We start from the raw sequence: 14,226 nt of genomic DNA on the forward strand, positions 1-14,226 counted from the left end.
CTTTTATTTGTTGCCTTGAGCGGCCAGGGTCTTTTGCAAGATCAGTGGAATGACACCGCCACAGCGCAGTAATGCGACTTCCAATTGCGTTTCGACAGCAGCCGTAACGACGAATGATTCGACGCTCGCGTCTGCCCGCACGATCTTTACATTGACCCTGCAACGCGGCGCGAGCGTATCGGGCGGCGCGTCAACTTCCACCTTATCACCCGGCTGAATGTTCAGCGTGACGGGGCTGACGCCCGCTGGCCATCGTAGCGGCAAGATGCCCATGCCGATCAGGTTCGAGCGGTGGATTCGTTCAAAACTGACCGCCAGCACGGCGCGAATTCCAAGCAGCCGCTGACCTTTCGCCGCCCAGTCGCGGGAGGAACCCGTGCCGTACCGTTCGCCTGCAATGAGCACGACGGCGTCCCCATCCGCTCGATATTGCGCTGCGACTTCATAAATCGGCTTGATGTCGCCGGTCGGAACGTGCAGCGTATGAGCGACCGGCGCGCCGGGTTGCAGGAGGTTGACCAGCGACTTGTTATAGAACGCCGCGCGGATCATGACTTCCCAGTTGCCGCGACGCGATGCAAAAACGTTGAGGTCATCGCGGTCATCGCCTCGGGAGACGAGAAAGTCTGCGACGAAGCTGTCCTTTGGTATGGCGCTGGCGGGCGAGATATGGTCGGTCGTGATGTCGTCGCCAAGGACGAGCAATGGGTAGGCGCTATACATTCCCAACTGTGTGCCTTCGGTTACGGCGGCGAATGGCGGACGCCTTAAGGCGTTCGAGTGTGGGTTCCATGGGAATTGCGCGGTAGCGGGTGCATTGATTTCATGCCACGCAGGATTCTCGCTGGCGATAGCAAACGCACGCGGATAGTCGGCCGGATCCGCTGCTTGTTCGAGCAGCTTGGCGACCTCTTCTCGGGTGGGCCATAGATCGCTCAGGAAGACCGGTGTGCCGTCCGAGGTAGTCTGCACAGCGTCATGGCTTAGGTCGGCTTGCGCATCGCCTGACAGCGCAAATGCGACTACCAGCGGCGGCGACATGATGAAGCCAAGATCCAGGTCGGGATGAATGCGGCCAGGAAAATTTCGATTTCCCGACAACATGGCGACCGGATAAATTGCCTCGGCGGCAAGCGCAGATTTCACTTCGTCGGTGAGCTGGCCCGAATTGCCAATGCACGTAGTGCAGCCGTAACCGACGATATCGAAACCCAGTGCCGAGAGATCATCGATAAGTCCGGCACGTTCCAGATACAGCGCCGCTGCAGGCGAACCAGGCCCGAGCGAGGTCTTGATCCAGCTCGGCACCGTCAGGCCCAGCTTGCGCGCTTTCCTAGCCACGAGCCCGGCGGCGATCAGCAAGGCGGGGTCCGATGTATTCGTGCAACTGGTGATGGCGGCAATCACAACAGGATGCTTCGGCATGCCGAACGCGTTGGCCTTGGGCACGAACGCAAGCGTATCGAGTGCTTTCGACGTAGCCGAATAATCGAGCAGATCCTGAGGGCGCCGCGGCCCCGCCACATGCATGCCGATCGCGCTCAGGTCGATCTCGATAGTGCGCGTAAAAACCGGCTCGGCAGAAGGATCGAACCACAGGCCGGTCCGCTTGGTGAACGCTTCAACGAGTGTGATTGCCGCCGCGTTGCGATGAGTCGAGCGCAAGTAATCGAGCGTGCTTTGATCGACGGGGAAGAAGCCCGTGGAGGCTCCGTATTCCGGCGCCATGTTTGCAATGACAGAGCGTTCGCCGGCAGTGAGCGTGGCGACACCCGGACCAAAGAACTCGACGAATTCACCGGCAACGCCAATCTCCCGCAGTCTTTGCGTGACGGTCAACGCGAGATCCGTGGCAAGTGCTCCGGGCTTGAGTGCTCCTGTCAGGCGCACCCCCACCACGTCCGGGATACGCTGCATCACCGGCATGCCGAACATCACGGTTTGCGCCTCAAGGCCTCCTACGCCCCAGCCAAGCACACCAATGCCGTTAATCATGGGCGTGTGACTGTCCGTGCCGATCAAACTGTCCGCTACAGCCCATCGTTCACCATCGCGTTCCTGGACCGATACGACGGTCGCCAGTTGCTCCAGGTTGATCGTGTGCATGATCCCGGTGCCAGGCGGGTGAATGCGCACGCCGGTCAATGCGCGCGACGCCCAACGCAGGAAGCGGTAACGCTCGGCGTTACGGCGAAGTTCCTGCTGCAGGTTCATTGGCGCCGCGTCAGGCCGCGCGAAATAGTCGACCGCCAGCGAGTGATCGACCGACGCGTCGACGGGAAGAACGGGGTTGAGCGCGCCCGGGTCTGCCCCGGCTTCGGCGAGCGCGTCGCGCATGGCTGCAATATCGACTAGCGCCGGCGTACTGGTCGTGTCATGCATCAGCACGCGTTCCGGCTGGAAAGCGATCTCGACTTCGCTCGTGCCATGTTCCAGCCATTCGACGATGCCTTCGACCGCCAACCGGCGTTCATCGCCGTTCGTATTGCGAATTACGTTCTCGAGCAACAGGCGCAGGACGACGGGCAACCGGTAAAGCGTGTCTCCGAATATGCCCGGCAAGTCGACAAAGCGAAGTGACGTGGCCCCCACCGTCAGCCGCGCTTCTGAATTGAAACCGCGATTATTTTCCATGCATTGCATTTTGCATTTTTATATCTAGAAATGCAATTATGGATTGCTTCCAAGAGTCGCTTATAGCGCCGCGTCGGCTTGCCACTGCGCGGTCATTCCCCCTATGTCAGCGAGCCAGAGCCTGAACAGCTTCACCTTGTCGAGGTTGCGTTCGTTCGTCCGGTACGTCAGGAAGTGCGTCTCGCGCATGAAGGGTTTGAAGTGCCCTTCGCCAAACTCGATCAATTCGCCGCGCGCGAATTCGCGTTCGGCGAGACGCGTGGTTTCGAGCGCGATACCCATGCCGTCGACCGCGGCCGATATCGCCAGCGCGCCGCGATCAAACGAAGGGCGTGGCTTGTTCGGGAACGCCAGTCCATTCAGCGTGAACCAGTCGCGCCATGTCACGCGACTGAGTTGTGAATCGATAAGCGTGAAGTCGACAATCTGCTGCTCCAGCGTTATGCCGTCGCGCAACATGCCGGGCGAGCACATTGGCACAATCCGCTCCGCGCCGAGCGGATGCACGCGCAGGCCAGGACGTTCCACCGCCATGCCGTAACTGATTGCGATATCGACTTCATGCATGCGAGTCAGGTCAATCGGCTCCGCGCCCGATGAAAGCCGGATAGTGATGTCGGGATGAGCTTGCATGAATTTAGGCAAGCGCGGCCCGAGCCATTTCACCGCAAGACTGGGAGCGCAATGAACTGCCAGCACTTGCGCTTGCGGCGATAAAGCCACCTCGCTGCACGCGGCCTCGATCACATCGAATACGCGCCCGAGGCTGTCGAAAAGCCTTCTGCCTTCGGCCGTGGTTTCGACGCGGCGGTTGCGTCGATGAAATAAGGGCAAGCCGAAATACGTCTCCAGTTCCTTGACCTGATGACTGATCGCGGATTGTGACAAGTGCAATTCTTCCGCTGCGAGCGTGAAGCTTTCAAGTCGCGCGGCCGCTTCAAACGCGCGCAACAACACGAAATTCGGTATTCGTCGCATGCGTGATCCGCCTCCGATGGAATGTTTTTCGCTAATACATGAATGCTGTTCATCTTTCTATGAACAGTCATCGTTTGTCAATGAGCGTCGCGCGGACGACCATTAAGCCCTGAAAACAATCCCCCTTGTTCTACAGGAGATAAACGAAATGGCGGCTGTTATGGAAGCGCGTTCCGACGCAGCGGAAAAGCTGGTGAAGGATGGAAAGGTATCGATTTATCAGCCGGACCAGGAAGGGCTGATCTTTCCGGAATTGCCGACGTTCGCGAATGCCGCGGCGCAGCGGCAGCACTTGAAGGAACGTCTGGTCGGCGCGTGCAGGGCGTTTGCACTGCAGGGGTTTGATTACGGTTTCGCCGGCCACCTGACTGTGCGCGATCCGGAAAACCCCGGCTTGTACTGGACCAATCCGATGGCCATTCACTTCTCGCAAGTGAAGGTGTCGAACCTGATTTGCTCGGATCACGAAGGCCGTGTGGTCGAAGGCAATCATGCGATCAATCGAGCGGGTTTCGTGCTGCATGCTGCCGTTCACGAAATGCATCAGGACATTGTGGCGATGTGCCATGCGCACACGGTGTACGGCACGGCGTTCGCCGCGCTCGGCAAGAAGCTCGAGCCGATCACGCAGGATGCCGCTGCATTTTTCGAAGACCACGTAGTGATCGGCGATGAAGCCGGCCAGGTCGCGGTCGAAGTGAAGGCGGGCCACAAGGTTGCGAACGCGTTCAAAGGTGTGAAGGCTGCCATCCACCAGAATCACGGTCTGCTCACGGCAAGCCGTCACAGCATAGAGTCAGCGGCGTTCTGGTTTATCGCGCTGGAACGGTGCTGCCAGCAGCAATTGATGATTGATGCAACCGGCATCACGCCGAAGCTCGTCACACCGGACCGGGCCCGCTATAGCCGCGAGCATGTGGGCAGCGAATACATTGGCTGGCTGCATTTCCAGACCATCTGGAATGACCTCGTCGCCACGCAGCCCGACATGTTCGACTGATCACGCCATGCGTTGAACGAACCGCATCAAGCTGGGACGAAACAGCCACCATCAAGAGAAGGCCGGCGTCCCGCTTTTATCCGATCCCCCAGGAGACAAGACATGAATCCCGCTAGTCCGGCCGCATTCAGCAAACGCGACGAAGCGTCCACGTTCTCCAAGATTACGTGGCGACTATTGCCGTTCCTGTTCCTATGTTATTTGTGCGCGTATCTGGACCGCATCAACGTGGCATTTGCGAAGCTGCAAATGCTCAAGGACCTTAATTTCAGCGATGCCGTCTATGGTGCGGGTGCAGGCGTGTTCTTCGTCGGCTACCTGCTGTTCGAAGTACCCAGCAACCTGCTGTTGTTGAAGGTCGGCGCGCGGCGCTGGATCGCGCGGATCATGATCACGTGGGGCATCATCTCCGCCGGCATGATGTTCGTCACCTCGCCGACCAGTTTCTACATCATGCGTTTCCTGCTTGGTGTAGCAGAGGCGGGTTTCATCCCCGCAATCCTGTTCTATCTCACCTACTGGTTCCCGTCGTCGCGGCGCAGCAAGGTCACGGCGCTGTTCATGACCGGTATCCCCATGTCGGGAGTGGTGGGCGGTCCGCTGTCCGGCTGGATCATGAACCACATGGGCGGCACGCATGGGCTCGCCGGATGGCAATGGCTCTTCGTGCTCGAAGGCATTCCGACCGCAATCCTGGGGTTGATCGCGCTGGTTTATCTCGACGACAAAGTCAGCGACGCCAAATGGCTTTCCTCATCACAGCGTTCCTTCCTTGAAGGCGCATTGGTCGAGGAACGGTCGGCGCATGTGCTGCATTCCGTGAAGGACGGTCTCCTGCATCCGAAGGTCTTGCTGCTCAGCCTGATCTACTTCTTTTTCACGATGGGCCTCTACGGCGTGAGCTTCTGGCTGCCTACCTTGATCAAGGCGAGCGGCGTGTCCGATCCGTTGAACATCGGTTTGCTGAGCGCGATTCCGTATGCCGCGGCAGCCATCACCATGGTGCTCGTCAGCCACAGTTCGGATGCTCGCGGCGAGCGCCGCTGGCACCTTGCGCTGCCGGGGATTGTTGGTGCAGTAGGTTTGTACTTCAGCGTTTCGTATGCGCATTCCACGCCGATCGCAATGCTTGCACTGACCGTTGGCACGATGGGTGTAATGACGACCATCTCGCAGTTCTGGGTCCTTCCGCCGGCCATTCTCGGCGGTGCTGCAGCAGCGGCCGGGCTCGCCGTTGCCAACTCGGTAGGCAGCATCTCGGGCGTGGTCAGCCCTTATGTCATCGGGCTGATCCAGACCGCAACGGGATCAACCGGAAACGGCGTGCTCGGGCTTGCAGCGAGCCTGATCATCGGCAGTGTGCTCGTGTTCACGGTGCCCGCGAAACTCGTGAACAGCCGCAAACGCGAAGCGATGAAAGACACCGAGCGCGTGATGGAAAGCGGCCTGCAGACGCGTGCTTAAGACGCTTGTTCAAGACTGATGCGCCGCGTCTTCCACTTCTTCACTCAGCACCTCCCCCAGCCGTCGCACCAGGTTCTTACGGGCGCGGCTGGTGTGGAGGTCCGTGAGTTCCGCGGCGCGGCGAGCGTCGCCTGCGGCGATAGCCTCGGCAATCGCCGCGTGTTCATCCCAGATGGATTTGCGTTGAGCCGACGATTGCAGCACGGCGCCCATTACCCGGCGCAGATGAACCCAGTGAAGATGCGCGGTCTCAGCGATCAACGGATTGCCCGATGCAAGGTAGATGGCGGAATGGAAGGCCCAGTCCGTGTCGATCATGGCTTTCACGTCGTCGCCTTTCGACGCGCGGCGGCCTCGCGTGATCAGTGCTTTATCGAGCTTCGCGCCGCGTTGTGCCGCAAGACTCGCGGCAAGCGAATCGAGCGCGCCGCGGATCTCGTAGAGATGGGCGATCCAGGTGGGATTGAGGGGGGTGACAAGAAGACCGCGCCCCGGCGCGTCCTGCACGAGTCCGTCTTTCTTGAGCAGACGCAGCGCCTGCAAGACGGGTGACCGTGAGACCGCAAGCTGGTCGGCAATTTCTTCCTGCGTAATGCGGGTTCCCGGTGCAAGCGATCCTTCGCTAATCGCGTCGAGCAGCACTTTGTAGACTTCATCGACATAGTCGGTACGTGCCTGAAGCTTCAGAAGTTTGGCGACCATGATGGCTCTCGATAAAAGTTTGGATACAGAGTTCAACAGGTTACAGGCTGGCACGGGACAGCGTCAAACGGCTTGACCGGATAGCGCAAAAGAAAGGACCAAGCGGAAAGGACCAAGCGTTTACCTGTAGAGACAGCGCGGCACTCCGAATCGTATCTTTGTATACAGAGTTCGGAGTTCAGAATCTAGAGCACAAAGCGAACGTATAAAAATCAAGACAATCGAGACGGACGGACAAGCCGGCTCGACAAGATGGATAAACCCAGCAGAGGATCCCCATGAATATCAAGTCAGACAAAGCAGAAGGTCAGAAAAGCGCCGGTGGTGGCGTGGTGCAGAAGAAGCTCGTGCCGTTTGGCGGGTACTACACCAGCAAGGTTCCGGGTCACGATCCGGAGCTGACCGAGACAGGACCCGGCACGCCAATGGGCGAATACATGCGGGCTTTCTGGCATCCCGTCTGCATGTCGACCGAACTCACCGATACCCCGCGTTTCCTGAAGATCCTGTGCGAAGAGCTGGTTGCATTTCGCGACGGCAGCGGCCGGGTGGGCGTGCTGCACGCGCACTGCGTGCATCGTGGGGCATCGCTTGAATATGGCGCGATCCAGGAGCACGGCATCAAGTGCTGCTATCACGGCATGGTTTTCGACGTAGACGGCACCTGTCTCCATGTCCCATTTCCCAACGGTGAAGAAAAAGAGGCCGAGAAATACGCGTGCTCGATCCAGCAGGGCGCGTACAAGGCTGTAGAGTGCAATGGTCTGGTGTTTGCATACATGGGGCCACCCGACAAGGAGCCGCCGTTCCCGGAATGGGAAGGTGACTTCACCGTCGCGCCCGGCGATGAACTCGTGGCCTACAGCAACTTCCAGCATTGCAACTGGCTGCAGGTGCAGGACAACGCTGCGGACAACTATCATCCGACCGCGCTTCACGCGGGCAAGAACGTGGTGAACGGCAAGTACCAGGGCACGACGTTCGACGAAGTCGGCGCGAAGTCCATGGAAGTCGCGCCCGACATGCATTTCGTGCCGGTGCAGCAAGGCCGGAGCCTTGCGTGCGCGGGCGCTCGCCGCGTCGATAAAGACAGGCTGTTCGTGCGCGTCCAGCATCAGGTCCTGCCCAACCTGAGCCTGCACGCCTATACGTCGGAAGATGGTTCAAAGAAGAAGCTGTTCAGCCGTTTCCACATCATCCGCTGGACCGTTCCTGTCGACGATGAAAACAGCAAGATGATCGGCTGGCGCGTGATGGGCCCGGGCATCGATACGCGCGGCATCTGTGATAAATCGCTGGTCGGCTACGAGTCGATCGATTTCCTTGAAGGGCAGGTAGCCATGCGTCGTCCTGAGCGCTTCGGCAAATACAAGCTGGAGGACTTGCCGCCGATTCCGCCGAACCATCGTGAGCGCGAGAACTACAAGGACGCTCAATATGCCCCTGGCGATTACGAAGCCATCATCAGCCAGCGGCCGATCGCGGTTCATGCGCTGGAGAATCCGACGAAGTTCGACGCCGGCTTGTTCCTGTTTCGCAAGATGCTGCGCGACGCGGTACGCGGCGCGAACCCGGCAGCGTCGGCGGAGAACTTTGCCGAATGGTTCCGCGCCAACGCGGGTGCGCCGAATAGTTATTGCTCGGGCAACGTGTTCGATATTCCGGAAGGCGAGACCGTCGAACAGGAGGTCGCGAATCGCCGCAATGTGACGAAGCGGATTGTCGCGATCCTGACCGAAAGCGAGACACTGAAGGGCGACGAGCGAGCGGCATTTGTGCGTGAAAAGTTCGATGCGCTCGAGGCGTCGGTGAAGGGTTGAACGGTTCAGCGAAGGACCGGCCAACACAAGTTGCCCGGTCCTTATGAAGACCTGCAAGGAAAAGCAATGGCAAGTTCAGACAAACCGGCGGACGGTGACACACTCAATTTAATGGTGCGCCAGATCCGCTTCGAAGGCAGAGGCATTAACTCGTACGAGTTCGTCGATCCATCGGGCGAAGCGTTACCCGCTTTCACGGCGGGCGCGCACATCGATATCCATCTGAACGATGGTTTCGTCCGTCAGTACTCGCTAAGCAATTCGCCTGACGAACGGCATCGCTATGTGATTGCGGTCTTGCGCGACGACGCGGGCCGGGGCGGCTCGAAAACGCTGCACGATACCTTGCATGTGCAGGACAAGGTGCGCATCAGTTATCCGCGCAATAACTTCGAACTTGCCGCCGATGCCAGCAAGGTCATCCTGCTGGCTGGCGGTATTGGCGTGACGCCGTTGAAAGCGATGGCGCATCGGCTGGAAGAAGTGGGTATCGACTATGACATGCACTATTGCGCAAAGGACGAAAGCTGCACGGCATTCGCGGCCGAACTTGCGCCATTGCATGCCAGTGGCAAGCTGCAATTTCACTTCGATAACGGCGATCCTTCCAAGGGACTGGATTTAAGGGGCTTGTTGAGGGAGACCGCGCCCGGTGTGCATGTGTATTACTGCGGCCCGGGCGGCTTCATGAAGGCGTGCGCTGCAGCAACTGAACACTGGACGCGCGGAACCGTTCACTTCGAACATTTCAAGGCGCCGGAACGGGACGTGAGTGAGACCGTCGCGGCGGCCGTGGGCGAGTTCATCGTGAAGATTGCGAGCACCGGGCAGCAGATCCCGGTGTCAGCAGACCAGAGCATTGCCGACGCGCTGGAGGAGGCGGGTGTGGCGATTGAAACCTCGTGCCGGGCCGGATTATGCGGTACGTGCAAGGTGCGGTATTTGTCGGGTGAGGTGGAACACAACGACTGCATCCTTGGTGACGATGAGAAACAGGAGTATCTGACTTGCTGTGTATCGCGGGCGTTGAGCCAGGAGCTGGTCCTGGATCTTTAGACCGGAGGCAGCCATGCTGCAACCTGGGTTTAACGCGAAGGGACTGTTCAAGCCGCTTTACAGCGTCGCTATCAGGGCGCCCGAACTTCATCTGCTCGGCGATTCGGGCTGGTCGCTTCGGGAGACAGTGCCTCGCCGGTGCCCGGCGTCCGAGGGAGAGAACGGGGCGCCGTTGAACCGTGGGCAGCCCTTACAAATCATGAATCGCGAATCACCTATCAGACATTGAACGTCAGATCGAGCACGCAGACTGCTGCAGCCAAAGCATATTCGTCACGCCCGCACGCAACGGAACCCCGCATACACGTACTGGTAATGCGCTTGAAACCAGTTGCGAAAACTCGGTCTCAGCATGCAGGCCGCCGTGCGTGGCGAGCCGCCTTTGAGCACGAAATGCTGGCCGTCGTAGAAGTTCGCGGAGTAACCCAGGTAGAACGGAAAGGGCTCGAAGCCGGGTAACGGCCCGAAGGTCGTCGATGTCCATTCCCAACCGTTGCCGAATTGCCCCACCACGCCCGCCGCGCTGCGATTCTCCGGGTGAGCCTGCACCGGCGACGGTTCCCATCGGCGGAAATCGAAATTGCCCTGCTGGGCATGCGGGGCCGCCTCCGACGCACGTTGCCATTGCGCTTCAGTCGGCAGCGACTTGCCTGCCCATTTCGCATACGCGCTGGCTTCTGCGTGACTCACGTACACCGGCCAGTCCGCGGGCAACGGGATCTCGGCGAACATGGTCCGCAGCTTCCAATCTCCCGAAGAATCCGCCGGCGATTCATCGCGTACCCAGAACGCCGGCTTGTCGATGCCTTCACGCTCCTTCCACGCCCAGTCGCTGTCCCGCCAGTAATCGCGATGCCCGTAGCCGCCGGCATCGATGAAATCCAGCCAGTCCGAATTCGTCACCATGTAGCGGTCCATCTCGAACGCGGGCACCTCCACACTATGCTCGCCAAACTCGTTGTCCCAGCCGAACGTGCCGCTGTCACGCGCCAGGCCGAGCGTCGTCCTGCCCGCGGGCACGTGAACCATTTCCCGCGCCGCCGTATTGTCGAGCGGATGTTTTGCAGTGTCTTCGGTGACGTCAGGTCCGGTCTTTTGATGCAGCGGCAACTGATGCAACATGTACGCGAGCGTTTCCGCGTGCATCAGCCGGTGCTCGATCGCGACCTCCAGCAGCGTCTCGGGCGTGGTCTCCGGCGCGCTGGAATTGTCGTGCTTATCTTCACGTTTTGTAATTTCGACGGAATCGAAACGCGTATCGATGTCGTCACGAATTCGCTGCACATACGCGCGAATCGTGTCGAGCGACGGCCAGTCTTGAGGCTGGTCGCTCGGCAGGCCGCCGTCGACGGGATCGATGCCGAACGCAAACAACTGGTCGAACTCCGGATTCGGGCTGGGCAGGTCGAAGAGGCGCTGATCGAACAGATTGCGGTCGAAAGCCTCCAGATGCCCGATGTAGAACACGATCCGATGCCGCTCGGAAATCGGGCGCTCATACAGGAATTCGCGTTTGACGATGGCGAACAACGCGTCGGTGATCTGGCGCGCTTCGCGCAGGCGGGCGAGCAGCGGATGCAGCGGGGTAGGTTCGCGATTCATTTCGCTTTGTCTCCGGGCACGGGCCGATGCAAAACGATAAATCGTAGCAGAGGACATGCCAAGCCTGCTTGGGTCACAAACGGGCCGGAAACTGGCGGATGTGCTAGATCGCGCGCAGGCCGTCGAAGTCAAGGATCTGGATGAGCTTGCCCTTTGCATCGATCAGGCCTTTTGCCTGAAAACGCGAGAGCGTCCGGCTGACGGTTTCCAGCGTGATGCCGAGAAAACTGCCCATGTCGTCGCGTGTCAGGCGCAGGTTGAATTCGTGGCCCGCATAACCGCGATGGCTCAGCCGGGCAGAGAGATCGAGCAGCAGGGCGGCGACCCGTTCGTCGGCGCGCAACGTGCCGAGAATGAGGGTTTGCGCGGTTTTCCGGACGACTTCACGGCTCAGCAACTGCAGCAGCCGGCGCTGAAGGGCGCTGGTTTCGCGGCAGGCGCGCTCAAAATGCACGTAGGGAACGAGACAGACCGAGCTGTCTTCGAGGGCGATGGCGTGGCAGGCGTGCCGGCCATTATCGAATCCTTCGAGGCCGAGTGGATCGCCACCAAGATGAAGGCCCATGACCTGTTCGCGGCCGTTGCCATTCGCGGTTGATACCACCGTTTTGATCGAGCCGGAGCGGACGGCGTAGAGCGTGTCGAAGGTGTCTCCGACGCGAAACAGGGTTTCGCCCCGCTTGATCGTCCGAGCGTTGACGACCACCTTTTGCAGCCTGTTGACGTCGTCGGAAGAGAGCCCTTGCGGCAGGCAGTAGTGCCTTAACGCGCAGCTCGAGCAATGAGTGGCGTGGCGCGAGGGGGCGCTGGGCAGAGGAACGGGGGTCTCGTGGACGGTTTGCATGGCTCGCTCGCTTTTAGTTCGTTTTGATCTGGAACAAGGAAATTGTCCCATCGATGCGATCGCCCTCCGGGTGGCAAAACGTCGCGTGAGAACCCGTTCTGCGGCCGCCCGGGAGCTTCATTCTTCCTTTGATGCAGGCGCGGCATCGGTCCCGGAAGCGGCGGGAATCAGCAGCACCGGCAGCGTTGCCTGGCGCAGGCATCTTTCCGCGACACTGCCGAGTATCAGCCGCTGGAAACCCTTGCGGCCGTGCGTGCCCATCACAAGCAGGTCCGCGTTGAACGCGGCGGCGCCGGCGAGCACCATCTCCGCGACGTCGTCCACCGACGTACCCTCGGCAATCACCACGGCGCCTTGCACGCCGCGCTGCTTCATCTCGGCGTTCGCTTCGTCGGCGAGTTTGGCACCTTCGTCGGCGAGCTCGTCGCGCAGGATGGATGGGTCGTAGCCCGGGACGTCGTAATAGACCGGGGCGTTTTCAACCACGTAATAAGGCTGCAGTATCGCGCCATGCGTGGCGGCGAGTTCGAGCGCGGATTCGAATGCCCGGCGCGAGGTACGGCTGCCGTCAATGGCCACGACGATTCGTTTGAACATACGGTTCTCCTTCGGTTGAAATGCCTGATTGCACGGCTTAAGCCATCCGGTTATACACATCTGGTAGCCCAAGGCGTCGTGCGCGGAAGAACGCGTTTACTTTCAATGACGTAGCGCTGCGCTTGTAAACTTTCAGCGGATCGCGTTTACTCTTGCTTTTTGAGTGGACGCATTGGTCACCGAATCGACGCCCTGGACCCAGACGGAATTCAAACAGCTCGAGCTCGGCGATGCGCGCCTGAACAAGCGAGCGAGGCTTTTGATGGAAAGAATGGCGGCCGACCCGATGGCCAGCGTGCCCAAGGCATGCCAGGGCTGGGGCGAGACGATGGCGGCGTACCGCTTCTTCGACAACGACAAGGTCGAATGGCATGCAATTTTGGAGCCGCATTGGCAGCAGACGCAGGAGCGCATGCAGGCCCATCGTGTCGTGCTCTGCGTGCAGGACACATCAGAGCTGGATTTCAATGGACAAGGCGCGATCGGACTCGGGCCGCTGAGCTATGAAGCCCAGCGGGGCATGTATCTGCACCCGACCTACGCGGTTACGCCGCAGCGCGAGCCGTTGGGCATTCTGGATGCGTGGATGTGGGCGCGGGAGAAGAAGGACGAATCCGGCAAGCGTGGCGGACTCAAGGAGAGTGTGCGCTGGATCGAGGGCTATGAGCGCATTGCCGAAATGGCGCCGAGCCTGCCCTCCACGCGTTTGGTGTATGTGGCCGACCGCGAAGCGGATCTGATGTCGCTGATGTTGCGAGCGCAGGAGCTGGGCACGCCGGCCGACTGGCTGGTACGAGCCGCTCATAATCGCTGCCTGCCGGAGGGAGACAAGCTGTGGGAGCGCACGAGCCGTGGGGAAGCTGTCGGGCAAATCGCCTTCACGATGGCTTCGCGCCATGGCGTCAAAGCACGCACGGTGCGCCAGCATCTGTGGGTGCAACGCGTGGAGTTGCCCGCGGGCAAAGGCAAGTGCATCGCTGCGACGTGCCTGGTCGCGCGCGAGTTCGAGGCTCCTGCGGGCGTTAAGCCGATCGAATGGCGTCTGTTGACCAATCGCACGGCCAGCACGGTGGAGGAGGCAGTCGAACTGATCGATTGGTATCGAGCGCGCTGGGAAGTGGAAATCTTGTTCAACATCCTGAAGAACGCGTGCCGTGTCGAGGCGCTTCAGTTGGGCACGATCGAACGGCTCGAGCGCGCGTTAGCGCTGTTTCTGGTGGTGGCTTGGCGTGTGGCTTATTTGATGCGGCTCGGACGAACCTGCCCGGATCTGGACGCGCACCTGTTCTTCGATCCCGATGAAATTCGCTCCGCCTACCTGCTCACGAAAACCCGAGCGCCGGCCCAACCGAAGCTCAACGAAGTATTGCGACTGATCGCGCGCCTGGGAGGTTTCCTTGGCCGCAAGGGCGATGGCGAACCCGGAGCAAAGACCATCTGGCTCGGCCTCCGAGAAGTTCATGTCGCTGCAAAAACATTGCGCCTCTTACGCGACGACGATGGTGACGACACTTCTGTATAAGGGAATG

11 protein-coding genes are annotated in these 14,226 nt (G+C 60.0%); 5 read left to right on the forward strand and 6 right to left on the reverse strand.

Going from position 1 to position 14,226, the window contains the following annotated elements; all coding sequences use genetic code 11:
• Positions 1-3 precede the first annotated feature (3 nt).
• On the reverse strand, positions 4-2,634 hold the full coding sequence (gene acnA, locus ACMX25_RS20790; protein ID WP_414951954.1) for an aconitate hydratase AcnA: 2,631 nt from the start codon (positions 2,632-2,634) through the stop codon (positions 4-6).
• 60 nt (positions 2,635-2,694) lie between these two features.
• Positions 2,695-3,612 carry a LysR substrate-binding domain-containing protein gene (locus tag ACMX25_RS20795; RefSeq protein WP_414951955.1) on the reverse strand — a complete coding sequence of 306 codons (918 nt, stop codon included), beginning with the start codon at positions 3,610-3,612 and terminating at the stop codon, positions 2,695-2,697.
• A gap of 148 nt (positions 3,613-3,760) precedes the next feature.
• Between ACMX25_RS20795 and ACMX25_RS20800 the strand changes: the two genes are divergently transcribed.
• Complete coding sequence (locus tag ACMX25_RS20800; RefSeq protein ID WP_414951956.1) at positions 3,761-4,612, forward strand: class II aldolase/adducin family protein; 852 nt, start codon at positions 3,761-3,763, stop codon at positions 4,610-4,612.
• A gap of 102 nt (positions 4,613-4,714) precedes the next feature.
• Entirely contained in the window at positions 4,715-6,076 is a 1,362-nt protein-coding gene (locus tag ACMX25_RS20805; protein WP_414951957.1) for an MFS transporter, read from the forward strand.
• A gap of 9 nt (positions 6,077-6,085) precedes the next feature.
• Here the strand turns inward: ACMX25_RS20805 and ACMX25_RS20810 are convergent, their stop codons facing one another.
• Positions 6,086-6,778: a GntR family transcriptional regulator gene (locus tag ACMX25_RS20810; protein ID WP_414951958.1), complete on the reverse strand. Its 693-nt coding sequence runs from the start codon at positions 6,776-6,778 to the stop codon at positions 6,086-6,088.
• A gap of 278 nt (positions 6,779-7,056) precedes the next feature.
• Between ACMX25_RS20810 and ACMX25_RS20815 the strand changes: the two genes are divergently transcribed.
• Both ACMX25_RS20815 and ACMX25_RS20820 read left to right on the forward strand, forming a co-directional pair.
• The gene (locus ACMX25_RS20815; RefSeq protein ID WP_414951959.1) at positions 7,057-8,598 is read left to right on the forward strand and encodes a Rieske 2Fe-2S domain-containing protein; all 1,542 of its coding nucleotides are present in this window, start codon (positions 7,057-7,059) and stop codon (positions 8,596-8,598) included.
• Positions 8,599-8,664: 66 nt separating this feature from the next.
• Positions 8,665-9,654: a PDR/VanB family oxidoreductase gene (locus ACMX25_RS20820; protein WP_414951960.1), complete on the forward strand. Its 990-nt coding sequence runs from the start codon at positions 8,665-8,667 to the stop codon at positions 9,652-9,654.
• A 273-nt stretch (positions 9,655-9,927) separates the two neighbouring features.
• Here the strand turns inward: ACMX25_RS20820 and ACMX25_RS20825 are convergent, their stop codons facing one another.
• From ACMX25_RS20825 to ACMX25_RS20835, 3 genes are all read right to left on the reverse strand, one after another.
• Positions 9,928-11,256, reverse strand: coding sequence for an SUMF1/EgtB/PvdO family nonheme iron enzyme (locus tag ACMX25_RS20825; protein WP_414951961.1), 1,329 nt, complete (start codon positions 11,254-11,256; stop codon positions 9,928-9,930).
• A 103-nt stretch (positions 11,257-11,359) separates the two neighbouring features.
• Positions 11,360-12,100, reverse strand: coding sequence for a helix-turn-helix domain-containing protein (locus tag ACMX25_RS20830; protein ID WP_414951962.1), 741 nt, complete (start codon positions 12,098-12,100; stop codon positions 11,360-11,362).
• Between the two features lie 117 nt (positions 12,101-12,217).
• Positions 12,218-12,697 carry a universal stress protein gene (locus ACMX25_RS20835; protein WP_414951963.1) on the reverse strand — a complete coding sequence of 160 codons (480 nt, stop codon included), beginning with the start codon at positions 12,695-12,697 and terminating at the stop codon, positions 12,218-12,220.
• Positions 12,698-12,860: 163 nt separating this feature from the next.
• On the opposite strand from ACMX25_RS20835, the gene ACMX25_RS20840 reads away from it, so the two are divergent.
• Positions 12,861-14,219, forward strand: coding sequence for an IS4 family transposase (locus tag ACMX25_RS20840; RefSeq protein WP_436231370.1), 1,359 nt, complete (start codon positions 12,861-12,863; stop codon positions 14,217-14,219).
• Positions 14,220-14,226: the final 7 nt, after the last annotated feature.

Origin of the sequence: Caballeronia eucalypticola (assembly GCF_047608185.1) — a bacterium.
In the GTDB taxonomy this organism is placed as follows: Bacteria; Pseudomonadota; Gammaproteobacteria; order Burkholderiales; family Burkholderiaceae; genus Caballeronia.